The organism is Curtobacterium sp. VKM Ac-2887 (assembly GCF_015350935.1).
Taxonomy (GTDB): domain Bacteria; phylum Actinomycetota; class Actinomycetes; order Actinomycetales; family Microbacteriaceae; genus Curtobacterium.
This window is the reverse complement of the sequence record NZ_JADKSB010000001.1, coordinates 387708-410314: the sequence shown is the minus strand read 5'-3', so window position 1 is coordinate 410314 and position 22607 is coordinate 387708. Positions and strand designations below refer to the sequence as shown.

The following is a 22607-nucleotide window of genomic DNA, read 5'->3' as shown; positions in this document are numbered from 1 at the left end:
GCCCACATCACTGACGCACGGTGTCCACGTGTTCGCGGTACCAGTCGATGGTGCTGCGGAGGCCTGCCTCGAGCCCGATCTGCGCCGTCCAGCCGGCGTCGGCGAGCTTCGACACGTCGAGCAGCTTCTGCGGCGTGCCGTCCGGCTTGGTGGTGTCCCAGACCGTCTCGCCTTCGAAGCCGACGATCCTGCCGATCGTCTCGGCGATCTCCTTGATGGTGACGTCGGACCCGGTCCCGACGTTGACCTGGTCCGGACCGTTGTAGTGCTCCATCAGGTGGAAGACCGCCGCCGCCATGTCGTCGACGTGCAGGAACTCCCGACGGGGCGAGCCCGTCCCCCAGTTCTCGACGCGCGCCGCACCCGTTCGCGCCGCTTCGTCGTACCGGCGGATGAGGGCCGGCAGGACGTGCGAACCGGTGGGCGAGAAGTTGTCACCGGGGCCGTAGAGGTTCGTCGGCATCGCCGAGATCCACGATCGGCCGAACTGGCGGCGAACGGCCTGCACCTGCAGGATGCCAGCGATCTTGGCGATCGCGTACGCGTCGTTGGTGGGCTCGAGGTGCCCGGTGAGGAGCGCTTCCTCGCGGATCGGCTGCTCCGCCATCTTCGGGTAGATGCAGGACGACCCGAGGAAGACGAGCCGCTCGACTCCGTGCTCGACAGCCGCGTCCATCACGTTGACCTGGATCTGGAGGTTCTCGCTCAGGAAGTCGTGCGGGTAGGTGTTGTTCGCCATGATCCCGCCGACCTTGGCTGCCGCCAGCACGACGTGCTTCGGCTGCTGCTCGGCGAAGAAGGCGAACACGGCGCCGCGGTCCTTCAGGTCCAGCTCGGAGGAGCTTCGCCCGACCAGGTCGGTGAAGCCCTCCGACTCGAGCTTGCGCCAGACCGCCGAGCCCACCAAACCCCGGTGTCCCGCGACGTAGACGCGGTCCGCTCGGTCGATCGGACCGGGAGTGAAGTCGGTCGTGGTCATCAGGATCCCCAGCTCTCGAGTCGGACGGTGTCGATCCACGGGCTGCCCTCGTGCTCGAGGGCGGCGGTGTCCGCGTTCACCATGATCCTCGCCAGTTCGGCGGTGTCGACCGTCGCCTCCCAGCCGAGCTTCTCCTTGGCCTTCGACGCGTCACCGACCAGCGCATCCACCTCGCTCGGTCGCAGGTACCGCTCGTCGAAGCGCACGTGGTCTTCCCAGTTCAGGCCTGCGTGGGAGAACGCGGTCGTCAGGAAGTCCTTGACCGTGAAGTCACCGCCGGTCGCCAGGACGAAGTCGTCCGGCTCGTCGACCTGCAGCATCCGCCACATGCCCTCGACGTACTCGGCGGCGTACCCCCAGTCGCGGACGGAGTCGAGGTTGCCGAGGTACACGTGGTCCTCGAGGCCGGCCTTGATCCGCGCGACTGCACGGGTGATCTTCCGGGTGACGAACGTCTCACCACGTCGCGGCGACTCGTGGTTGAACAGGATGCCGTTCACCGCGAACATGCCGTACGCCTCGCGGTAGTTCCGGGTCACCCAGTAGCTGTAGACCTTCGCTGCACCGTACGGAGAACGCGGCCAGAACGGCGTCTCCTCGTTCTGCGGCGGCGGGGTCGCCCCGAACATCTCGGAGGAGGACGCCTGGTAGAAGCGCGTGTGGATGCCGGAGACCCGGACCGCTTCGAGCATGCGCATCGTGCCCACACCCGTCACGTCACCAGTGTGCTCCGGCTCGTCGAACGACACCCGCACGTGTGATTGCGCCGCGAGGTTGTAGACCTCGTCCGGCTTCAGTTCGCTGAGGAGGCTGACGAGTCGTGCACCGTCGCCGAGGTCCCCGTAGTGCAGGAACAGTTTCGCGCCCGACTCGTGCGGGTCGACGTACAGGTGGTCGATCCGCGAGGTGTTGAACGTCGAGGCGCGACGGATCAGGCCGTGGACCTCGTACCCCTTGCGGAGCAGCAACTCGGCCAGGTACGAGCCGTCCTGTCCGGTGATGCCGGTGATGAGCGCCCGCTTCGTCAAACGATTCCCCAGTTCTCACTATGGAGCCCGTCCGTCATCCGCGGCCCCTCCAGCTCCTGAGCATACGGACGCCCTCAACGTGACACGACATCGGCTCGGTGCGAAGCGCGCGACGTTGCCGTGCTCCAATGCGCGTGTTGGACAATCCTCCGGAATCGCCCACGTGCGGATATGCGAGCGCTACGATCCCCCTCACCTCCCCAGAAGGTCTCAAGGGGTCAGACCGATGAGAAGTGTGGCGACGTGGCCCAGATCGTGATCGTGCAGCCGTACGTCCCGGCCTATCGATCGGCGCTCTTCTCCGAACTCGGCCGGCGACTCCGTTCCAACGGCCACGAACTGGTGATCGTGTCGGGAGAGCCGGACTTCGAACAACGCGAGCGCCAGGACAGCGTCGAGCTCTCCGACGTTCGGCAACGTATCTTCAAGACGAAGTCGCTGAAGCTGGGTCCGGCGACGATACGCACGGCCCCCGCGCCGTCCGCATGGGCGACGGCGGACGCGGTCGTCGTCGAACTCGCGGCCGGTGCCATCTACTCCTATCGAGCATTACTCGGCTCTACCCCGACGGCGGTGTGGGGGCACGTCGGCTCCTACGTCAATCGAGATTCCTTCGCATCGAGGACCCTGCGGGCCTGGCAGGTCCGCAGGGCGGATGCGGTCCTCGCCTACACGCCGAGCGGAGGCGAAATCGCAGTCGCGTTCGGCGCGGATCCAGCCAAGGTCTCGGTCCTCGGCAACACCTCTGACACGGTCGCGCTACGCAGGGCTGTTCTCGCCGCGCGCGAACAGTCAGAGGAGGACGCTCGTGCAGAGATCGGTATCGGTGACGGACCGTACTTCGCGGTCGTCGGTGGTCTCGACGCGAGCAAACGAGTGGATCTCGTTGCCTCGACACTCGACGTCCTGTGGGACAGGAGGTCACCGGCACGATTCGTGGTTGCCGGGCGAGGACACCTCGAGCATCTTCTGGATCCGGCGGTCGAACGGGAGCAAGCGCACTCCATCGGCTATGCCGGCGAACGCGAGAAGGCTCTCATGGCCCGACTCTGCGTGGGTATATTCAATCCGGGCAGAGTCGGACTGATCTCCCCGGAGAGCTTTGCTCTCGGGCTCCCAATCGTCACGGCTGGATTCGCGTTTCACGCTCCTGAGTTCGAGTACCTCCGACCGGGAGTCGATTCGATCGTCACGAACGATTCGCCCGAAGCACTGGCCGCCGCACTCGACGAGCTGGTGGCCCGACCAGACGAAGCCGGTCGGCTGGCTCGCGCCGCAGAGTCTCGGATCGGCGAGTACAAGCTCGAAGACATGGTCGACCGAATGCAACAGTCCATCGAACAACTCCTCCGACGTTCCCCCTCAGCTTCGACGGCATGAGACCCCGCACGACGTTGCCTTTCGATTACGGTCCCCCAATCGACCTTTCGTGCCGACGGAGAAGACGATGTCGCATCTAGACCGCTTGATCAGGGCTCGCCGTGGACCATTCTGGCGCGCGGCGCGGGAACTCCTGTCCCTCTACGGAATCGAGATACCGGCGCACGTCGAGATCGGATCTGGGTTGCAGGTCATGCACCGAGGCTTCGGGGTCGTCCTGCATCCGCGCACCGTGATCGGGAATAACGTGACGATCTACCACGGTGTGACCATCGGACGCGGCGACGTATGGGTACCAGAACTTGAGTCACCACTCGAAGGCTTCATCATCGAAGACGATGTCATCATCTGTGCCGGAGCGAAGATCGTCTGTGCACGTGGCTTCCTCACCGTCGGCAGAGGTGCGGTCGTCGGAGCGAACGCCGTCGTCACGAAGAGCGTTCCGTCCGGTGAGATCTGGGCGGGGTGTCCGGCACGGAAGATCGGTACCCGGTGATGACATCGGGCTCCTAGAGTCAGGCGTCAGCTTCGACCACCTGCGCGGCGTTTCCGCTTCGACGTGCCGGACCGGCGCGCGTCCTGAAGGGCCTGCTCGAACGCGTCGATGGCCGAGCCAGGAGAGAGAAGTCGTTCGTGGTAACGAACTCCCTCGAGCCCCATCTGAGACGAGCGCTCGGCATCAGCACCGACCTTGGTGACCGCGTCCAACAGCGCTCGTTCGTCGCCAGCTCGGACGCACACCCCGGCCCTCGAAGCCGTGACCTCCTCTTCGGTCACGCCCCCAGCGTCCGTCGCAGCGACCACCGGTCGTCCCGCTGCGAAGTACGAAGTCAGTTTGCTCGGCACCGCCATCCCGGACACGCCGGGGAGCTCGTTGACCAGCAGGACGTCTGCTGCAACCAGAGCGAGCGCGTACTCGTCATCCGGCAGAGAGCCGATGAAATCGACCTGGGTCAGACCGTCGGCCATGGCGACAAGACGATCTCGCTGATTGCCTCCGCCGATGAACACGAACCGGACCCGGACACCGCGCTGTTCTGCGAGCGCAGCCGCACGAACCACATTCTCGAGACCCTGCTTGACACCCATGTTGCCGGTGTGCAGTGCGATGATCTCGGAATCGACCCAGCCCAGCTTCGACCGCGCCGCGGAACGGCGACTTCTGTCGACCGGGCTGATGTGAGTCCAGTTCCGGATGACCCGCACACGGTCGGCCTCGACTCCGAGCAGCGAAGTGACCGTGTTCCGGAATCGCTCGTGGATGACGGTCACGGTGCCGACGCTCCGGAACAACCACGATTCGACCGCCGTGACCACCTTCGCGACCTCCGCCCGGCCTCCGGTCTCGCGGATCCCGAGGCTGTAGAGGTCTTGCACCCACGCCAAGACCGGCGTGCGCGGGTGCAACAGCTTCAAACGGAGCATCGTCACCGCACTCGCGAACATGCTCGGCGACACGAGGACGACCACATCGGGCCGCCCCCAGGATGAAAGAGCGGAACGGGCGCCGAAGGAGAGTTCCGACACGAGGCGGCTGAGCGCGTTGGGGCGTTGGGGGACGTAGTGCAGTTTCCGGCGGATGCGGACACCGTGCAGCGTCTCGTCACGCCGCCACTGACCGTACCCCGCTCGTATCTTCCAATCCGGGTAGTACGGATGCGCTGTGATGACCGTCACGTCGAATTCCCCGCTCGCCTGCAGCCCCTCAGCCAGTGAGGTGACGTACGGCGCGTTGCCGCTCGGTTCCGGTGCGTAGTTCTGTGCGAAGATCACGACAGAGACTCGGGAAGACACCCGAGGACAGTAACAGCCGGGGACATCCTCGACCGAGTACGGGACGTTGAACTGTGAACCTCGACAAAGAGCCATCGCGGCGGCCCCGGATCATCAGCCTGCGAGCCGCACCCGGCGAGCGCACGTCCTGGGGACGGCCGACACCGATCGTGTACCTCTGGGGCATCGCGGAACTGCTCTTCGTGACGAATCCCCTCCAGATCAGCTCGCGGCTCCGAGTCACCGTGCTGCGCCGCTTCGGGGCGGACATCGGCGACGGCGTGATCTTCCGCCCCCGCACTCGGGTTCGCTTTCCTTGGAAGCTCCGCATCGGCAACGATAGCTGGATAGGCGAGGGCGTCTGGATCCACAACCAGGACCACGTGATCATCGGCCACGACGTCGTCGTCTCGCAGGACACGTTCGTGACCACCGGGAGTCACGCGCACCGGCGAGACATGGGGCTGATCACTCGACCGGTCGTCATCGAGGACGGGGCCTGGGTCACGGCTCGCTGCGTGGTCCTCGGTGGCGCCCACATCGGTCGGTCAGCACTCGTGCAGCCGCTCTCGGTGGTTCGTGGCACGATCCCCGAGAACTCGATCGCGGTCGGGAACCCGGCGGTCGTGACGGGCACCCGGCATGGCTGAGCACGTCATTCGACACGTGGTCACGCTCGTTTCCCCCGACGGCCGCTTCGGTGGCCCCACGAAGGTCGCGCTCGACATCGCAGCTGAACAACGGCGCCGTGGAATCGACTCATCGGTGTTCGCGGGAGCAGACGGCTACGAGACACTGCCGACGGAGTGGCAGGGCGTGCCACTCCAGCTCGCACGCTCTCGCCGCCTCGTCCCGGGGGTGGGTTTCGCGACCACGGTGGCGCCCGGTCTCCGACGGAAGGTCCTCCGCGGACTCACCGGCAAGGAGATCTTCCACGTCCACCTCGCGCGTGACCTCGTCACGCTGCCGATCGCCATGGCCCTGCGCCGGCGCTCGCTCCCCTACGTCATCCACACCCACGGGATGATCGATGCGTCATCGAAGCGGTCGGCGCACGTCGTCGATTCGTTGATGACCGCCCGCGTGGTCTCGGCCGCCCGGACGGCCTTGGTGCTCACCCCCGAGGAGAGCGGTGAGGTCGCTCGGTTGTCAGCCGGGGCGACGCCGTCAGTGCTGTTCGAGAACGGCATCCCGGTGCATGACGATGCCGAACCACGACTCCGGCAGGGTGCGCTGTTCCTCGGCCGGCTTCACCCGCGAAAGGGAGCGACCGTGTTCGCTGCTGCGGCGGCGGAGCTGGCAAGCCGCTACCCGGACGAAACCTTCCGGATTGCTGGCCCCGACGAAGGCGACCTCTCCAACGTCCGCAGCGCACTGAGCGGATTCCCTGGAGGCGAGCGCGTCGCGCTCGTCGGATCAGTCCCTCCAGACGAGGTCGTCGACCACATGAAGTCGGCTGAGGTGTTCGTTCAGCCGGCCGCCGACGAGCCCTTCGGCATGACCATCCTGGAGGCGATGTCCACTGGAACACCGCCGATCGTGCACCACACCTCCGCGCTCGCCCCGCTCATCTCGGCGGCGCGGGCGGGGTGGACCTTCGGATCCGTCGATGAGTTGCGAATCCGACTCGAGGACGCGTTGCACTCACCACAGACGACAGCCGAGACCGGGGCACGGGCGAGACAATTCGCGCAGGAGCGGTTCTCGATGACCCAGGTGGTCGAAAGTCTGCAGGACATCTACGATGCCGGAGCCTGACGCCATGGCGCGCAGCCGGGCACAGGTGCCGGTTCTGCACTGGTTCACGAACATCGCGGCTCCCTACCGCGTTCCGGTCTGGGAACACCTCGCGAGCCGGGCTGACCTCACGGTGTTCCTCCTCGAAAGCGACCGGCAGCGTGTCCGCGAGGGGCGTCGCCCCGCCGACTGGTCTGAGCGCGGACTCCGGGGGCTTCGACACCGGACACTCCGCACGCTCAAGCTGCGCAGGGGCGAAACGAGCCTGTACACGCTCCTCGACCCTCGATTCGCCCTCACGCAAAAGCCGAACGCGGTCCTGCTCGGAGGGTGGGAGTCCCCCGCGTACTGGCAACTCCTGTTCGTCGCGAAACTCCGTCGGATCCGAACCGTCGGCTTCTACGAATCCACTCTCAAGACGAACCGCCACCGCTCCGGAATGATCGCACGTGCGCGGAGCCTGTTCATGCGCTCTCTCGACGCGGTCGTTGTCCCAGGTGTGGATGCAGAGGACGCTCTCAAGAGTTTCGGTGTCGCCGCCGAACGCATCCATCGCGGTTTCAACGCCGTCGATGTCCAGCACATCGCAGATCGAGCGCGTTCCGTTCGGGCCAGCGATCAGCACGCGCGCGGACATCGATTCATCTTCGTCGGACAGTTGGTCAGTCGGAAACAACCCGCTCTCCTCTTGCAAGCGTTCGCGAAGGTCCGGGGGCCGGAGGACGTCCTCGTCTTCGTCGGCGATGGCCCCGAGCGAGGCATGTTGGAAGAGCGTGTCCGGTCCATGGGCCTCAGTGAGCACGTCACGCTCACGGGAACGACGGAGAACGACGAGGCAATCGACGAGGTGATCGCGAGCGACACCCTGGTCCTCCCGTCTTCCGAAGAGGTGTGGGGGCTCGTCGTCAACGAGGGACTGGCGGCCGGTCTCCACGCGGTGGTCACCGCGAGCAGCGGCGTCGCCGCCTCGACGAAGCACATGCAGGGCGTGTACACATGCGCTCCCGACTTGGACTCCCTCGCGGAGGCGCTCGTCGCATCGAAGTCGAACTGGCGCGGTCACATCAGTACCCCGGAGATCCTCCAGCACACGCCGGCCGCGTTCGCTTCGATCTTCCTCGGCGCACTCGACCAGCGTTGAGGCCAGACCCCGATCAGTCCCAGGCGATCCCTCGGCGGACGACAGAAGCAGGGTTTCCCGCAATGAGGCTGTTCGGTTCGTCAACGCTCCTCGTCACGACGGCGCCGCTCGCGACGACGCACCCGTCGGCGATCTCGACACCCTTGAAGATCATTGCCTTGCTCCCGACCCACACGTGATCCCCGAGGGCGATCGGAGCAGACCGAGGTCGTTGCCGATCTCCACTCCGGAAGACGTGCTGGTCGTCGTCCAGAATCTGGACGTCCCAGCCGATCGCGCATCCACGCCCGATGGTGAGCCCGGAACTCACGATGATGCGCACGTTCGGGGAGAAGTAGCTGTCCTCTCCCACGTCCATGAGCGCTCCCGGCTCCACTTCGATCCTCGATCCGACTCCGATCGCGACCCTCCCGTGGATCCGCAGCCTGCCGCGCACCCGGAGGATGCCGTCATCTCGACCGGTCGCGAAACCGTACGGGCGCGTTCCGAGCGTCAAACGAGATCGTTCATCGACGAGCTCCGGCGTCCCCTTCAGACAAAAGCGCCGCCCGATGAGGATTCGATGCCCGCGGACCAGCTGGAGGAGCGTGCGGAGCCACGAGATTCGGAAATCCCCGAACAGCAGAAGAACGAGTCGCCTCATGGCCTCAAGATTAGGTCGTCGAGCTCGCCGAACCGGCTAGAGTTCGGACATGCGATCGGGGACACGCACAGGCGCGCTGGCTGTTCTCGCAGTGATGGCCACGTGTGCGCTTGCGATCGGAGCGTCCGCCGACCCCCGCGCAGCGTTGGTCATACCCGCTGTGCTCGCACTCGTTCTGGTCATCCGCTACTCCTGGGCACGCGCTGCATTCTTCGTGTTCGGCGCATTCCTCGTCTTCCAGACCTCGAGCGGCCTCAGCGCTCCGAAGTTGTTCTACTTCGCGGTGGTCGGCGTATCGGTGCTGGTCAGTTTGACGAAGCTGAGGGGGCTGTCGGAGTCGCCAGCGTTGCGGTCGCTGTTCCCCGCCTACATGGGCGGGATCGGGATCATCCTGTGGCAGGTCCTGATCGTCCTCCCCTACTCAGTCGCAGTTCAAGGTGCCTCCTTGTCGAACTGGCTCCGAGACGGGGCGACGTACATCTTGGTGGGTTGCGCGGTGATCATCGCCCTCGACGCGATCGGCACCACGAGCGTCCGCACGTCTCGCATCCTGGTGGTCCTGGTGGGTGCGCTCGCGGCCTACAGTTTCGCCGCGCGCTGGATCGCAGCGCGTGGTCTGGTGTCCGCGCAGCCCGTGGACGGCGATGCTGCTCTCCTGTCGTCGCTGACCGCGCTGACGTTGGCCGTGTCACTCAGCTTCGCGATGGCGCTGGCAGGTTCACGTATCAACTGGGCGTGGTTCGCGGCAGGCGTGGCCTTCGTGTTCGCGGTCCTGGTGACCGGGACTCGAACCGGAGTGGTCTTCGCAGCAGTCCTCATCGGCATCGTGGGTGCGCGGAGCAAGCGACGCGCACCTGTCCGGCGAATCGTGACGGCGGCTGTGGTCGGCCTCGCGGCGATAGCAGCGGCTGTCCCCCTGACTGCACAGTTCTTCCAGAACGAGGACTTCTTGGCTCAGCGGTTCGCGAGCATCTGGCAGACGGTCCAGAACGGCGTCGGCTCTGACCAGTCGGGAGCGATTCGTTCTCGTGCGTACGAGTACTGCCTCATGCTGTGGCGGCAGAACCTCTTGATGGGTAGGGGCGAGGGCCAGACCTTTATCAATCCGACCACGGGTGTCGCCGGTACCGACTTCTCGGTCGACAGTCCTCTCGTCTACCTGGCGAAGTTCGGGATCATTGGCTGCGTAATCCTGCTCACGTGCCTCGTGCTGATCTTCGTGCCGCTGTTGCGGCGTGCACCCAGGTTCGAGTGGACGCTCGCGAACACCGCCGTCCGCGGGTGCGTCGCGATCCTCGTGGCGCTCCTGCCCTTCGGCGCGTCCCTGGAGGACAAGGGTTTCGCGATCACGGTCGGGCTCGCCGTCCTGCTCGTCGGCGCGGCGCTCGCTGAGCAGACGCCGGAAGTCTCAGGTCTGCTTCCTCGAGGCAAGACGAGCAAGTCCCCGCTCCGCGAGAAGCGGAAGCGTGGGCAGGGCGGACGTGAGGCCACGACGGTACCGGCGGCCCGTCGAGCCTGATTGCCCGACAAAGTGCGGCCGTTCCGGGAAGCGCTCGATCCGGATCTGTTGCAGGGCTGCTGCACGCGCGACCGCCCCAGCGAGGACGTGCTCGAGGTAGATCCCGGCCTCCTCGTCGACGGCTGCGGTGTCGGCGAGGAGGATCGTCCGCCAAACCTGCGCGTGGGCACCGACGAACCGCGTGTCCGCGAAGGAGCGGTCGAGGGTCATCCGGACCCGGACGGCGTCGAGCGGAATCGGGCGCACGAGTCGTCGGGCGTTCCGGAGAACGAGTCGACCCGTGGACTTGTAGATGCTCTGGTCCGGGTCGGAATCCTCGATGGCGGCGACCCCGCACGCGATCGCATCAGCCTCGAGACGGCCCTTCCCGCGACTCGCATCCGATTCGGATGGGTCGTACTGGATCGTTCGGATACGAGAGCGGAGACGGGGATCGACTGCTGACAGCAACTCCGTCGCGGTCGCACCGCTCGTCTCCACCACGGTGAGATCGAACGACGTGGCTTCGAGCTGTGTGGCCCAACTCGAGATCGCGCGCCGATACTGTTCGAGCCTCGCGGCCGGATCGTGTTGCACCAGGTACATCGTCGTGTTCGGGCGCACCGTCGCGGTGAGGAGCACGGTCCCCGTCATGGGCGTCCCTCCTTCGAGGCAGTGCTCCTGAAGTGCAGGACTCCCGCGATCAGGGCGATGAGGATCAGCAGCTGGGAAAACAGCGCGGCCTGACCCGCGCCGAGGGCACCACTCGCATGCCCCAGAACGAGAACGAGAACGAGTTGCGCGATCGCTGCGATCACCATGATGAGGGCAACGTACCGGTCGCGTCCGAAGGCTTGCAGGATCACGACCAGCGGCTGGCAGATGATCGACGGAATCACGACCAGGGCGAGCAGCCGGAGCACCCCCGCGGACCCCGCGTAGTCCTCACCGAGAAGCACATCGACGACGAGCGGTGCCGCGAAGAAGACCGCGACGGCGAGTCCGATCGCGGCGATCGGCATCCAGAGGGCCCGTCGGAGTTCGCTCCAGGCGGTTCTGAGATCGGGGCTCCTCGCCGCGTAGGGCGCGAGCGCGGACGAGAAGGCGGCAGCCAGCAAGCTCATGGGCTGGGTCCATCGGCTGACCGCTCCGTAGACACCCGACGCCGCGCTTCCGCTCACGGCTGACAGCAGCGTCAGGTCCAGAGACTGTGCACTGGTCGCTACCACCGTGATGCCGAAGTACCGAGCCCCGACCCAGGGGTTCACCAGTCGCAGACGGACACCGGTGAGACGATCCGGTGCCAGCACGCTCGCGATGCCGGAAGCGAGTACCGAACCCGCAGCGAGCGCGATCCAAAGCGCGACGGTCGACGGCACTTGGAGCGCAAGCAGCACGAGGAAGAACACCGCCGCGGACGCTCGGTCGGAAAGGATGACGAGCGCGACCAGATCGCCACGTGCAGCGCTCCTGAGCGGCACCTGGTACGCCTGGTTGGCCACGAGCGCGGCGGCGATGGGGCCAGCGAGCCAGAGATGGGAAGCCGGCGCTGCGATCCCCAGCACGACCGTCCAGATGACCGCCAGCGCGATGGTGATGGCGATCTTCGAGAACAGGCGCGTGGCGAAGACATCACGTCCGATGGCCTGACGCGCCAGTTCCCGGGTCCAGTGGTTGTTCGTGCCGAAGTCGATGAAGCCCGCCGCTGCCGTGCCCAGTGCGATCGCCGAGACGACAGACCCGAAGGCCTCGGGGCCGACACCCCTGGCAGCGAAGAGGTAGAGCACTGCAACGAGCACTTGGGACAGCCCGGTCGCTCCGGCGAGCAGTACCGCCTGGTGTGCCATCGGCCGCTCGCCTCTGGTCGGACCGCCGTTCACAGGAGCGCGTCGGTGAATGCCGATGTCGTTGCCGGCAGCACCGCCCGGGGTCGCGGCTGACGAGTCGAGCGGTGGAGCAACGCGGCCAGGGCACCCTCGTCGAGTTGTGCCCATTCGCCGAGCCCTCCCAGCGCCGACACATCGCGTCTGAGGCTCTCCGCTCCTGCTGCCACCACCCGTGTGCCGGATGCCGCCGCCTTTCCCAGGAGTCCGCTCGGCCCTTCGTTCGAATGGGCGAGGACCAGGCAGTCGGCAGCCCGGACGGCGGTGTCGAGTTCATCGTCCGTCAGAAGTCGATCCACGACGACCGCAGAGCCCGCGGAGACCATCGAACGGAGCCGGACTCGGAGCTCCTCGCTGATGTCGCCGTCGATCTGGCCGGCGACGAGGAGCCCCCAGGGCGATGGCACGATCCTGAGCGCATCGACGATGAGACCGAGGTTCTTCCGTGCAGAGATCGCCCCGAGTACCGCGAACCAGTACCGCTCGCGGTCCATCCCATGCTCGGCGCGGAACTGTTCGACCGACCGATCAGACGACGCGATGACCACGGGATCGACCGCGACGGGGAACCGCGCGGTGCCGGCCCACCCAGCAGACTTCAGAACACGAAGATCGACGTTCCGCAAACGAGCGACCCGGCGGAACGCGGTGGTCCTCAGTCGTGTCTTCAGACCGTCCGCGAGTGGGGACCCCGTGGGCTGCGCCGACTCGCGCATAATGAGCAGGCTCAGCCGCCCTGAGCCCACCCACCGACGTCGAACTGCCAGGCGCAGGGCGAAGCGATCCGCATCCGGGATGACAACGCGGCTGGCTTCAACCTGACGCGAGAGTCGCGCGACGTCGTCGTGGCTCATCAGCGGCCGCCGGAGCAACTCGACCCGATCGACGACGGAGGCCAGGTGCACCTGTTCGGCGTCAGGAGCCGGATCCGGCCCGAGGAGGACAACGACACGAGCCCCTGCGGCGAGAGCTGCCTCTGCAAGCACGCGGACGTAGAACAAACGATGCCCCGTGGGGTTCTGCTCGACGATCAGCACGGTGTTCCTTTGCCGCACCGAGGTCATGATGCTTCCTTACCTGGCGCGAGCACAGCTCGAACGGTCTTCCAGAGGATCACGACGTCGCCCGTCACCGACCAGTTCTCCACGTAGAAGAGATCGAGGCGGATGGCGTCCTCCCACGACAGGCTCGAACGTCCGCTCACCTGCCAGAGCCCGCTCATACCCGGTTTGAGGAGCAGGCGCCGCCGTGCAGCGTTGTCGTAGAGCGCCACTTCGCCTTCTCGCTGAGGACGTGGCCCCACCAGGCTCATGCTGCCCGTCAGTACGTTGAACAGCTGCGGGAACTCGTCGAGCGAGTGCTTCCTGAGGAATCGACCCACGGGAGTGACGCGCGGGTCGTTCTCCACCTTGAACAGGGGTTCCCCGCCGCGGCCCTGCTCCGAGAGCAACGCGGCGAGCTCAGCGTCCGCTCCGACCCGCATCGAACGGAACTTCAGCATGTGGAAGGGCTTCCCGTTGAGCCCGATTCGCTGCTGGCGGAAGAGGACGGGACCTACACTGCTGATCCGAACGGCGACGGCGATCGCAACGAGCAGCGGGGACAGCACCAAGATCATCACGCTCGAGCCCACGATGTCGAACGCTCGTTTCGCGAAGTGGGTTGCCCCTTCGTACCGCGGCATCTCGACGTGCATGAGGGGCAGACCGGCGACCGGACGCATGTGGATGCGTGGACCGTTGATGTCGGTGAGACTCGGAGCGACGACGAGGTGCTGACGGCCACTCTCGAGCCCCCAGCTCAGTTCACGCACAGCACGAGCACCGAGCTCGTCAGAGCTCGTCACGGCGACCGTGTCCGCTCCCGTCGTGGCAAGGGCGGAAAGGGCGTCAGGAATGCGTCCCACCACGGGGATGTCACCACCGCGAAGAGTCGATCCGATGGGGGCGTTGGGCACGCAGGCGCCGATGACCTGGTATCCCTCCTCCGGATGCTTGCCGAGCTCACGGCTGATGTACTCGACACTCTCATCCGAACCGACGAGCAGCACGAGCGCAGAGAACCGTCCGTTCCTTCGTTGCGCGCCGAGCCACTGACGCCACATCCAGCGCGTCAGCAAGAGCAGGAGCACGCCGAGCGGGAACGCGATGAAGATGTAGCCGCGAGCGAGATCGACCTTGAAGCCGTACGCCAGGATGGCGATGAAAGCGAAGAGACGGATCGCGGAGTCGACGATCCGCCGGTACTCACCCGACCCGGCACCGATGTACCGAGGGTCCCGAGTGTCGTAGAGCGCGAGCACGACGAGCCACGCAGCGATGATGAAGATCGACACGGCGGTGTAGCCGATCGCCAAGTCCGGGATGCTTCCGTCGACCCGTCGGCTGTCGAGGCCGAACCACGCGATCTGGACGCCGAACGTCACCCAGATGAGTGCGAGTGTGTCGGTCACGACCAGCCGGCGCGCGTACGAGCTCTCCCAACTGGCGGCGACTTGGGCCATCCGCCCTGTGACGGTCACCACGTCGCCCCGCCGTCCGACGAGACCCGGACGGTCTCGCCGTCCCACAGCCACACGTCCTGTCCGGCACGGTCGATCGTGACGGTGCCATCGGAGTCCGCACCGTCGGCGCAGCCCACCGGCGAGACCGCGGTGTTGGGGGTCACGTCCGCCGCGGGCATGGTCACGAGTTGCACGCCGGAGCAGGACGCCACGTCCACGCGGGCCAGGGTGTACTCGCCGCCGTCGACCGCGATCGAGCGCACACCGCCCATCGGCACGTCCACCCATGCATCCGTCCCGGCCCGCCACTCGAGCTGGCCGTCGCAGATCACGACCGACGTCCGCTCCCCCTGGAACGCCTCGATCGGGTCCGCGCACGGGGCCTGGATCGTCCCGCTCGCGAGCACCACACCGTCGGTGCTGATCCCGGCGCCTGCGGCGCCGGGCGTCCCCGCGTTCCACGTCACGCCCGCATCGGTGCTGGTCCGCGCCGTCGTGGTGCAGTCGTCACCGACGCCCGCCAGGATCGAGAGCTCCGCACTGGAGGCCCGGATCGCCATGAGCGATCCGACATCCGTCCCGAGTCCCACCGGGACCCACGTCGACCCGCCGTCCACGGTGTGTTCCAGCACCGGCCGGGGGCCGCCGCACGACCCGCCGGACGCACGCCATGCCTCCCGGTCGTCCACGGCTGCCAACAGACGCCGCCCCCGCTGAGCGGTGGATGCGGAGTCTGCGTCAGTAGACGCGCTCGCGCGCGGCGTCTCGGTCGTGTCGGGTGTGCTCGTGAACGTGGGGATCGGGCCCGCAGGTCCGTTCTGCTCCGGCGCGGTGCGCCCCAGGGCGAGGGAGACGAGCACGACGTCGATCGCGACCAGCACCACCACGACGGCCGCCACCACGATGAGTGTGGTTCGGGGCAGTGCGCGGCCGAGGCTTCGGGTCCCCCGGCGCGTCGTCATGGTCGCGGCTCCGCTCAGCGTCCGGCTCGCCGGAGCACGCCGAGCTTCTTGCCGGGTTGCTTCGGCGGCGTCACCGATGCGGTGGCGCCGTCGTCCTGGCCGTAGCCGTACCCGTACCCGTACCGGCCGTACCCGTACGCACCGGGACCCTTGACGGGCATCTTGGTGATGACGAAGCCGGAGATCGGGGCGCCGACGTTCTCGAGCGATGCGATGGCTGCCGCCAGTTGCCCCTTGTGGGTGTGGCCCGAGGCGACCGCGATGATCGCGCCCGATGCCTTCTTCGCCAGGATCGCCGCGTCGGTCACCGGGAGCAGCGGCGGCGCGTCGAACAGCACGTAGTCGAACTGCTGCTCGAGGCGCTCGATCAGGTCCTGCATCGCGCGCGAGCCGAGGAGTTCCGACGGGTTCGGCGGGATCGGTCCGGCGGGCAGGACGACGAGCTTGCCGCGCCCCCACGGGTGTGCGACGTCCTCGAGGTCGGCACGACCGATGAGCACGTCGGTGAGGCCGGCGTTGCCCTCGACGTCCATGTACTCGGCGACGCGGGGGCGGCGCAGATCGGCGTCGATCAGGATGACCCGGAAGCCGGCGCTGTCCAGGGCGATCGCGAGGTTCGCCACGGTCGTGCTCTTGCCTTCGGACTGCATAGACGACGTCATGACGAAGGTCCGAGCGCCCGTGCCGATGTCGAGGAACTGGAGGTTCGTGCGGAGCGTCCGGAAGGACTCGGCGCGGGGGCTGCGGGGGTCGACCTGCACGATGAGCGGACGCTCGGCGGCCTTGGCGTCGTAGGTGATCCCGCCGATGACCGGCTTGTCGCTGATCTTCTCGACGTCGAGCTCGGTCCGGACACGGTTGTCCAGGGTCTCGCGCAGCACGGCGATCCCGATGCCGAGTGCCAGCCCGACGAGCAGACCGAGTGCGACGTTGACGGGCACGTTCGGACTGACCGGGGTGCTCGGGACGTCCGCCTGCTTGACGCGGGTGAGCTTGACCGTGCTCTTGCCGCTCGCATCCGTGGCCTCGATGTCCTGCACGACGTTGGTCAGGCTCTGCGAGGTCGCGTTCGCGATGTTCGCGGCCTGCACCGGGTCGGTGCCCTCCACCGAGATGGAGATGAGGGTGGTGCTCGTCGGCGCCGTCGCCGACACCATGGTCGCGAGCTGGTCGGCGTTCATGTCGAGCTTGAGCGACGAGATGACCGGCAACAGGACGATGGGCGTCGACACCAGGTTCGAGTACGTCAGCACGCGCTGCTGGGTGAACGTGTTGCCCTGCGCCAGGTCGCTCGCGCTGCCGGACGTCTCCGTGGAGACGAAGACCTGCGCAGATGCTGCGTAGACCGGCTTCTTCACCAGGGAGAAGCCGGCCGCGGCCGCGACCCCGACCAGTGCCAGCACCAGGATGAAGACCCATCCCTTGCGCAAGACCGCTATGTAGTCGCGTAGCTCCACGCGGCACCCTTCCCCGGAAGTCGCCGCGCCCTGCAGAGTCCCTGTCGCAGGTCGACCGGGATCGTCCCAGCGTTCGGCAGGGAAATACTGCCACACCGATGAGACGCGCTCGGGGTCGTGCGACGTCGAGTCTCGTTCTGCGTCCCGTACGGTGGCGACATGCAGCCCGAACCGGACGCGCCGACCGCCGCCCGCCCTTCCTCGGCGGTGCGGGACCTGCAGGTCATCGTGATCGCCCTCCTGGTCGCCGTGCTGCTGTCCCGGATCGTCGGGGGCGTCGCCCGGACTGGGGGTCTGCCCGCGCCGATCACGCAGGTGCTCGCCGCAGACCTGGCGGTGTGGGTGCCACTCGTGCTCGGTGTCGGGTGGGTGCTCCGGAAGTCCAGCCCGGCCGTCCTCGTGCGGAGGCTCGGGCTCGGGTGGGCTGACGTCGTCGCGGCGATCGGCATCGTCGTCGTGTGCCGCGGGCTCGACGCCGTGCTGTCCGTCGCGTTCTTCGGCGCAACCGGGCTGACGCCGCAGGCGACCCTCGGCACCCCGGACGTGCTGCTGCTCGTGGTCTCGGCGATCGGGGTGTGCCTGGTCAGCCCGGTGCTCGAGGAGATCGTGTTCCGGGGTGTCATGCAGCGCCGGCTGTCGGCCGAGCTGACGCCACGCACGCGGTTCCTCGCGGTGCTGGTGACCGCGTTCGCGTTCGCGCTGATGCACCTGGCGATCAGCACGACCACGTCGTCGGTCGCGGGCTTCGAGGTCTTCGTGACGACGTTCGTGCTCGGCCTGCTGACGGGGACGCTCGTCGCCATGACCGGACGCATCGGCGGGGCGATCCTCGCGCACGTCCTGTTCAACACCGTCGCCGTCGTCCTCACCTGGCCCCGCTGACACCGACCGCACGACGAGCCGCCCCGACCGGTAACGTCCTCCTCGAATGTCTCGCCCAACCAGCATCCTCGAGAGCCCCCTCGCCCGGCAGGCTCCCCTGAGTGCGCTGTTGGCGCTCGGCGCGGTCCTGAGCATCACGGTGCCGTCGCTCCAGGTGACGGACGACGGCCTGTTCGTCGCGAGCCTCGCGGTCACCGGTCTCGCGACGGTCGTGGCCGCGGTGGCACTGGCGCTCCCGCACTCCGTCGGGCTCGTGCCGGCGTTGCTGGTGCTCGACTTCGTGGCGATCGCGCTGTTCCGGACGAGCACGGGCGCAGGCGCCTCCGTCTTCACCTCCCTCGCCGTCCTGCCGGTCGTCTGGTGCGGGTCCCTCCGTGGGCGCCTGACCGTCGTGTACGCGGCACTGGGCGTGACGCTCGTGATCATGGCGCCCTACTTCCTGACGCCGACGAACGTGCCCGGTGCGAGCGAGCTGGTCCGTCTCGGCGTCACCGTGATCGTGTTCGGGACGGTCGCGGCGGTCGTGCAGGAACTCTCGCGGCGAGCGCGGCGCAACGTCCGCGCTGCCCGGCTGGGCGAGGAACGCGTCCGCGCGGAGATCGACCGCGCCGCCGCCGTCCAGCGGTCGCTGCTCCCCGCGCCGACCGACCACCTGGGCACCGACGTCGCGGTGGCGGGCGCCTGCCTGCCGGCGAAGTCGGTCGGTGGTGACTTCTTCGACTGGTACGAGACGAACACCGGGATCGCCGTCAGCCTCGGTGACGTGATGGGCAAGGGCGTGGGGGCGGGGCTCATCGCAGCGGCCGTGCGGGCCACGGTCCGCAGTGCCCGCACCGTCGACGACCCGTCCGAGGCCCTCCTCCGCGCAGCCGACGGGCTGGCCGCCGAGGCCAGCGCGACCGACGTGACGTTCACCACGCTGTTCCACGCGCGCATCTCGACTGACGGCACCTTCCGGTGGGCGGACGCGGGCCACGGATTGAGCCTGGTGCTCCGGTCGGACGGCACCGTGGACCGGCTCCGGTCGAGCGACCTCCCGCTCGGGATGGGGCTCCGCGACGAGTGGGCGACGACCGAGGGGTTCCTCGACACCGGCGACCTGCTCATCTCGTTCAGTGACGGCGTGCTCGACCTGTTCGGCGGGCGTGAGGACACCGTCGACGCCGTGGCCGATCTCGCACGGGCCTGCGGCTCCGAACCCACGGCGCTGGTGGCCGCACTGTCCGCGCGGGCGGACGAGGTCGCGCACGACGACGACGTGACGGTGATCGCGATCCGACGAGCACCGGTGGCGACCGTGGCCCCCGCGCTGCCCGCGCAACCGGCGCGCCGAGAGCGCACGTGACCTGGCGATCAGCACGACCACATCGTCAGTCGCGGGCTTCGAGCCGATGTTCGTGCTCGGCCTGCTGACGGGGACGCTCGTCACCATGACCGTGCGCATCGGCGGCGCGATCCTGGCGCACGTCCTGTGCAACACCGTGGCCTTCCTGCTCACCCGGCCCCACTGACACCGGTTCGGACACCCGTCGACGTCGACTGCGCAGCGGGACCAGGAACGCGCTGAGCACCAGGACGCCACCGATCACTACGCCGGTCACGCGGTCACCGTTTGCGTCGTCGTCGGGCCAGAGTCCGCCGAACAGCAGTCCCATCCCAACGGTCTCGACGGTGTAGAACACCGCAAGGTTCCGTGCCCAGTGCGGACGCCGTTCCTTCCGCGGGGCATCTCGCCCGGTCTCGAACCACATGGCGGTGCCGAACGCACCCCACGCCACGAAGACGAGGCTCTCGACCGGGAACCAGCGCTGGAGGATCGTGAGCGTACAGATCCCCATTGCGAAGCCGAGCAGCAACCACCCGAGCGATGCGAGGCGACGCCGACTCACTGACGGTCCTCCGGCGCCGCTGCCTGTTCGCGCCGGAAGCGCTCGATCTCGGCATCGACCTGCCGCCGCGAGAACCGCTTCGCCACGACGATCCCCCACGTCACACCGACCGCGGTGAGCACGGCCCCGAGGACGATCCCCTCGATGCGAAGGTCACCGTCGCCCCGGTTCGGCACGATGGCACCGACCAGCAAGCCCACCCCGATGACCGTGATCGTCGACAGCACGAACGTGGCGACGGGGCTGCCCAGGCGCGGACGACCAGTCGGCAGTGACCAGGCCGAGGTCGCGAGCACGAACCAGCCGACGAGGACCCCGGCACTCACCGGGAACCACCGCCCCAGCACGAGCAGCAGCCCGAGCGACAGGACGAACCCGCCGGCGCACCAGAGCCACCACCGGTTCCGCTCCCGCCGCTGCTGTCCGGCCACGTCATCAGTCCCCATGGGTCGAACGTACAGGTCACCGGCTATCGGCCCGGACGAGCCGATCGCCGGTGACCTGTCGGTGTCAGGACAGGGCGGAGAAGGACGCGTCGCGGATGAGCATAGTTGCGGCTCCGGCAGCGACCTGCTGCTGCGGGTCGCTGGACAACCCGAGCTGCCAGTCGCCGCCACCCGGCTTCGCGGGCAGCGTGAACTCGACGGTCGTGTCCGAGGCGTTCAGCAGGACCGCGACGGTGTCGTCGCCCTGTTCGAGGACGAGCATCACCGCCCGGTTGCCGCCGTCTGCCCAGTCCGCATCCTCGAAGCCGGCGTTGTCGGCACGGAGCACCGAGACGGTCGATTCGGAGTCGCCGGGTGCCGTGCGGTACCACTCCGGACGCAGGGACCGGTGCTGCGCCCGGAACGCGATCGCCGAGGTCGTGAAGGCGAGCAGGTCCCGGTCGGCCGCTTCCCAGTCGAACCACGAGATCTCGTCGTCCTGGCAGTAGGCGTTGTTGTTGCCGCCCTGGGACCGAGCGATCTCGTCGCCGCCGAGGATCATCGGCACACCGGCCGACAGCAGCAGGGTGCCGAGGAAGTTCCGGCGCTGCCGGTCGCGGTACGCGTTGACGCCGGCGTCGTCCGTGGGCCCCTCGACGCCGCCGTTGAACGAGGCGTTGTCGCTCTCGCCGTCGTTGTTGTCCTCGCCGTTCGCCTCGTTGTGCTTCTCGGCGTACGAGGTCAGGTCCGCCAGGGTGAAGCCGTCGTGTGCCGTGACGAAGTCGACCGAGCACAGCGGCGAGCGGCGGGACCCCTCGTAGACGTCCGGGCTGCCGAGGACCCGCTGGACGGCGTCACCGAGCGCCCCCTCGTCGCCGCGCCAGAAGGCACGGAGGTCGTCGCGGTACTTGCCGTTCCACTCGGACCAGTCGGCCGGGAACCCGCCGACCTGGTACCCCGCGGTGTCCCACGGCTCGGCGATCATCTTGACCCGACGGAGCACCGGGTCCTGGTGGACGATGTCGAGGAACGCCGAGTGCTTCTCGGCCTCGCCGTCCTGTCGCGTCAGCGTCGTCGCCAGGTCGAAGCGGAAGCCGTCGACGTGCATCTCCTCGACCCAGTAGCGCAGCGAGTCCATGATGAGCCCGAGCGCCGCCGGATGCCCGACGTTGAGCGAGTTGCCGGTGCCGGTGGTGTCGAAGTAGTTGGCCTCGTCACCCTCGACGAGGCGGTAGTACGACTCGTTGTCGATGCCCTTGAACGACAACGTCGGGCCCATGTGGTTGCCCTCGGCGGTGTGGTTGTAGACGACGTCCATGATGACCTCGAGCCCCGCGGCGTGCAGGGCCTTGACCATCTCCTTGAACTCGGCGACCTGCTCGCCGGCGGTGCCGCTGGACGAGTACTCGTCGTGCGGTGCGAAGAACCCGATGGAGTTGTAACCCCAGTAGTTGCGGAGCCCCTTGTCGGCAAGGGTCGAGTCCTGGACGAACTGGTGCGTGGGGAGCAGCTCGACGGCCGTGACGCCGAGATCGACCAGGTGCTGGATCGCCGCCGGGTGCGCCATGCCGGCGTAGGTGCCGCGGATCGCCTCGGGGACGTCCGGGTGCTGCTTCGTGAAGCCCTTGACGTGGACCTCGTAGAAGACGGTGTCGGCCAGGCTGGTCGAGGGACGGACGTCGTCGCCCCAGTCGAACGAGCGGTCGGCGACGACCGACTTCGGCATCGCGGCGGCGGAGTCGGTGTCGTCGCGGGTCTCGGGGTCGTTCATGTCGTGGCCGAACAGGGCCTGGCCCCACTCGTACGAGCCGTCGACCGCCGTGGCGTACGGGTCGAGCAGGAGCTTGGCGCCGTTGTGGCGCAGGCCCTTGGCCGGATCCCACGCGCCGTGCACGCGGAAGCCGTAGCGGGTGCCGACGGCGACGCCGGGGACGATGTCGTGGAAGGTGTAGCCGGTGCGGTGCTGCAGCTCGGTGCGGTGTTCGTTCCCGTCGTCGTCGAACGTGCAGAACTCGACGCGCTCCGCGGTGCTGGAGAAGAGTGCGACGTTGGCGCCGCCGTCGACGAGCGTGACGCCGAGCGGGGTGCGGGCAGAAGTGGTCATCGTGTCGTTGTACCGGGCGGCCGCTGTGGTCCCGGCTCGCGCACGTACCCCGCCAGGCATGGATGCGCAGACCGGACAGCTGCGACCGCCTCGTCGGACACCGGACGGTGACCGAGGGCGTCTGCTCCTCGTTCGGGTCGAGGAGCAGGCGCCCTCGCGCTACGACGACGTCGGGTTCGGCGCGGCGGTCCGCGACGATGCCAGCCCGGAACAGGGATCGGGCCCCCGCAGCTGGGCAGCGCGGGGTAGCTCACGAGACGGTACGGACGTGCCGCTCTCCGGGCGCTCAGGTACGCGGAAATCGACGGGAGCGGCTCCGCTGC

21 protein-coding genes are annotated in these 22607 nt (G+C 67.7%); 8 read left to right on the top strand and 13 right to left on the bottom strand.

Annotation, left to right across the window (positions count from 1 at the left end; all coding sequences use genetic code 11):
• Nucleotides 1-7 precede the first annotated feature (7 nt).
• Nucleotides 8-979, bottom strand: coding sequence for a GDP-L-fucose synthase family protein (locus ITJ69_RS02035; protein WP_194671833.1), 972 nt, complete (start codon nucleotides 977-979; stop codon nucleotides 8-10).
• The gene (gene gmd / locus ITJ69_RS02030) at nucleotides 979-2007 is read right to left on the bottom strand and encodes a GDP-mannose 4,6-dehydratase (RefSeq protein ID WP_194671832.1); all 1029 of its coding nucleotides are present in this window, start codon (nucleotides 2005-2007) and stop codon (nucleotides 979-981) included. Before gmd ends, ITJ69_RS02035 begins: the two co-directional genes overlap by 1 nt.
• A gap of 243 nt (nucleotides 2008-2250) precedes the next feature.
• On the opposite strand from gmd, the gene ITJ69_RS02025 reads away from it, so the two are divergent.
• Both ITJ69_RS02025 and ITJ69_RS20830 read left to right on the top strand, forming a co-directional pair.
• Complete coding sequence (locus ITJ69_RS02025) at nucleotides 2251-3387, top strand: glycosyltransferase family 4 protein (protein ID WP_194671831.1); 1137 nt, start codon at nucleotides 2251-2253, stop codon at nucleotides 3385-3387.
• Between the two features lie 49 nt (nucleotides 3388-3436).
• Nucleotides 3437-3883 (top strand): hypothetical protein, encoded by a 447-nt coding sequence (locus ITJ69_RS20830; protein WP_323742901.1) that lies wholly within the window; start codon nucleotides 3437-3439, stop codon nucleotides 3881-3883.
• Nucleotides 3884-3909: 26 nt separating this feature from the next.
• Here ITJ69_RS20830 and ITJ69_RS02015 read toward each other — a convergent pair whose 3' ends face one another.
• Nucleotides 3910-5160 (bottom strand): glycosyltransferase family 4 protein, encoded by a 1251-nt coding sequence (locus tag ITJ69_RS02015; protein WP_323742900.1) that lies wholly within the window; start codon nucleotides 5158-5160, stop codon nucleotides 3910-3912.
• Nucleotides 5161-5234: 74 nt separating this feature from the next.
• On the opposite strand from ITJ69_RS02015, the gene ITJ69_RS02010 reads away from it, so the two are divergent.
• The 3 genes from ITJ69_RS02010 to ITJ69_RS02000 are packed head-to-tail and all read left to right on the top strand — an operon-like array spanning nucleotide 5235 to nucleotide 8038.
• Nucleotides 5235-5810 (top strand): acetyltransferase, encoded by a 576-nt coding sequence (locus tag ITJ69_RS02010; protein ID WP_194671829.1) that lies wholly within the window; start codon nucleotides 5235-5237, stop codon nucleotides 5808-5810.
• Nucleotides 5803-6918 (top strand): glycosyltransferase, encoded by a 1116-nt coding sequence (locus ITJ69_RS02005; RefSeq protein WP_194671828.1) that lies wholly within the window; start codon nucleotides 5803-5805, stop codon nucleotides 6916-6918. Before ITJ69_RS02010 ends, ITJ69_RS02005 begins: the two co-directional genes overlap by 8 nt.
• A 4-nt stretch (nucleotides 6919-6922) precedes the next feature.
• Nucleotides 6923-8038 (top strand): glycosyltransferase family 4 protein, encoded by a 1116-nt coding sequence (locus tag ITJ69_RS02000; protein WP_228504485.1) that lies wholly within the window; start codon nucleotides 6923-6925, stop codon nucleotides 8036-8038.
• Nucleotides 8039-8051: 13 nt separating this feature from the next.
• On the opposite strand, the gene ITJ69_RS01995 is transcribed toward ITJ69_RS02000, so the two are convergent.
• Nucleotides 8052-8681, bottom strand: a complete 630-nt coding sequence (locus tag ITJ69_RS01995; protein WP_194671826.1) for an acyltransferase — start codon at nucleotides 8679-8681, stop codon at nucleotides 8052-8054.
• 268 nt (nucleotides 8682-8949) lie between these two features.
• Here ITJ69_RS01995 and ITJ69_RS01990 point away from each other — a divergent pair, with 268 nt between their 5' ends.
• Nucleotides 8950-10200, top strand: a complete 1251-nt coding sequence (locus tag ITJ69_RS01990) for an O-antigen ligase family protein (protein WP_194671825.1) — start codon at nucleotides 8950-8952, stop codon at nucleotides 10198-10200.
• On the opposite strand, the gene ITJ69_RS01985 is transcribed toward ITJ69_RS01990, so the two are convergent.
• The 6 genes from ITJ69_RS01985 to ITJ69_RS01960 all read right to left on the bottom strand — a co-directional run bounded on the left by ITJ69_RS01985 (nucleotide 10090) and on the right by ITJ69_RS01960 (nucleotide 16957).
• A complete protein-coding gene (locus ITJ69_RS01985) occupies nucleotides 10090-10833 on the bottom strand; it encodes a hypothetical protein (protein ID WP_194671824.1) in 744 nt (247 codons plus the stop codon). The genes ITJ69_RS01990 and ITJ69_RS01985 overlap by 111 nt on opposite strands.
• Nucleotides 10830-12026, bottom strand: a complete 1197-nt coding sequence (locus ITJ69_RS01980; RefSeq protein WP_194671823.1) for a lipopolysaccharide biosynthesis protein — start codon at nucleotides 12024-12026, stop codon at nucleotides 10830-10832. Before ITJ69_RS01980 ends, ITJ69_RS01985 begins: the two co-directional genes overlap by 4 nt.
• A gap of 29 nt (nucleotides 12027-12055) precedes the next feature.
• Entirely contained in the window at nucleotides 12056-13126 is a 1071-nt protein-coding gene (locus tag ITJ69_RS01975; RefSeq protein ID WP_194671822.1) for a hypothetical protein, read from the bottom strand.
• The gene (locus ITJ69_RS01970; RefSeq protein WP_194671821.1) at nucleotides 13123-14565 is read right to left on the bottom strand and encodes a sugar transferase; all 1443 of its coding nucleotides are present in this window, start codon (nucleotides 14563-14565) and stop codon (nucleotides 13123-13125) included. The genes ITJ69_RS01975 and ITJ69_RS01970 overlap by 4 nt, the downstream gene beginning before the upstream one ends.
• A gap of 14 nt (nucleotides 14566-14579) precedes the next feature.
• Nucleotides 14580-15464: a hypothetical protein gene (locus ITJ69_RS01965; protein ID WP_194671820.1), complete on the bottom strand. Its 885-nt coding sequence runs from the start codon at nucleotides 15462-15464 to the stop codon at nucleotides 14580-14582.
• Between the two features lie 77 nt (nucleotides 15465-15541).
• Complete coding sequence (locus ITJ69_RS01960) at nucleotides 15542-16957, bottom strand: polysaccharide biosynthesis tyrosine autokinase (protein WP_416354920.1); 1416 nt, start codon at nucleotides 16955-16957, stop codon at nucleotides 15542-15544.
• A 186-nt stretch (nucleotides 16958-17143) separates the two neighbouring features.
• Here ITJ69_RS01960 and ITJ69_RS01955 point away from each other — a divergent pair, with 186 nt between their 5' ends.
• Together ITJ69_RS01955 and ITJ69_RS01950 are read left to right on the top strand one after the other, a co-directional pair.
• A complete protein-coding gene (locus tag ITJ69_RS01955) occupies nucleotides 17144-17866 on the top strand; it encodes a CPBP family intramembrane glutamic endopeptidase (protein ID WP_194671818.1) in 723 nt (240 codons plus the stop codon).
• Between the two features lie 46 nt (nucleotides 17867-17912).
• A complete protein-coding gene (locus tag ITJ69_RS01950; RefSeq protein ID WP_194671817.1) occupies nucleotides 17913-19211 on the top strand; it encodes a PP2C family protein-serine/threonine phosphatase in 1299 nt (432 codons plus the stop codon).
• Nucleotides 19212-19236: 25 nt separating this feature from the next.
• On the opposite strand, the gene ITJ69_RS20255 is transcribed toward ITJ69_RS01950, so the two are convergent.
• The 3 genes from ITJ69_RS20255 to glgX all read right to left on the bottom strand — a co-directional run bounded on the left by ITJ69_RS20255 (nucleotide 19237) and on the right by glgX (nucleotide 22284).
• Nucleotides 19237-19722, bottom strand: coding sequence for a hypothetical protein (locus ITJ69_RS20255; protein ID WP_131880661.1), 486 nt, complete (start codon nucleotides 19720-19722; stop codon nucleotides 19237-19239).
• Between the two features lie 29 nt (nucleotides 19723-19751).
• Entirely contained in the window at nucleotides 19752-20201 is a 450-nt protein-coding gene (locus ITJ69_RS01940; protein ID WP_134195672.1) for a hypothetical protein, read from the bottom strand.
• A gap of 64 nt (nucleotides 20202-20265) precedes the next feature.
• Nucleotides 20266-22284 carry a glycogen debranching protein GlgX gene (glgX, locus tag ITJ69_RS01935; protein ID WP_134195670.1) on the bottom strand — a complete coding sequence of 673 codons (2019 nt, stop codon included), beginning with the start codon at nucleotides 22282-22284 and terminating at the stop codon, nucleotides 20266-20268.
• Nucleotides 22285-22607: the final 323 nt, after the last annotated feature.

Coding starts and splice junctions, on each gene's coding strand:
- ITJ69_RS01955 (WP_194671818.1), top strand. CDS start 17,144: ATGCAGCCCGAACCGGACGCGCCGACCGCCGCCCGCCCTTCCTCGGCG.
- ITJ69_RS01995 (WP_194671826.1), bottom strand. CDS start 8,681: ATGAGGCGACTCGTTCTTCTGCTGTTCGGGGATTTCCGAATCTCGTGG.
- ITJ69_RS01950 (WP_194671817.1), top strand. CDS start 17,913: ATGTCTCGCCCAACCAGCATCCTCGAGAGCCCCCTCGCCCGGCAGGCT.
- ITJ69_RS01970 (WP_194671821.1), bottom strand. CDS start 14,565: ATGGCCCAAGTCGCCGCCAGTTGGGAGAGCTCGTACGCGCGCCGGCTG.
- ITJ69_RS01985 (WP_194671824.1), bottom strand. CDS start 10,833: ATGACGGGGACCGTGCTCCTCACCGCGACGGTGCGCCCGAACACGACG.
- ITJ69_RS02005 (WP_194671828.1), top strand. CDS start 5,803: ATGGCTGAGCACGTCATTCGACACGTGGTCACGCTCGTTTCCCCCGAC.
- ITJ69_RS02035 (WP_194671833.1), bottom strand. CDS start 979: ATGACCACGACCGACTTCACTCCCGGTCCGATCGACCGAGCGGACCGC.
- glgX (WP_134195670.1), bottom strand. CDS start 22,284: ATGACCACTTCTGCCCGCACCCCGCTCGGCGTCACGCTCGTCGACGGC.
- ITJ69_RS02000 (WP_228504485.1), top strand. CDS start 6,923: ATGGCGCGCAGCCGGGCACAGGTGCCGGTTCTGCACTGGTTCACGAAC.
- ITJ69_RS01975 (WP_194671822.1), bottom strand. CDS start 13,126: ATGACCTCGGTGCGGCAAAGGAACACCGTGCTGATCGTCGAGCAGAAC.
- ITJ69_RS01980 (WP_194671823.1), bottom strand. CDS start 12,026: ATGGCACACCAGGCGGTACTGCTCGCCGGAGCGACCGGGCTGTCCCAA.
- ITJ69_RS01940 (WP_134195672.1), bottom strand. CDS start 20,201: ATGGGGACTGATGACGTGGCCGGACAGCAGCGGCGGGAGCGGAACCGG.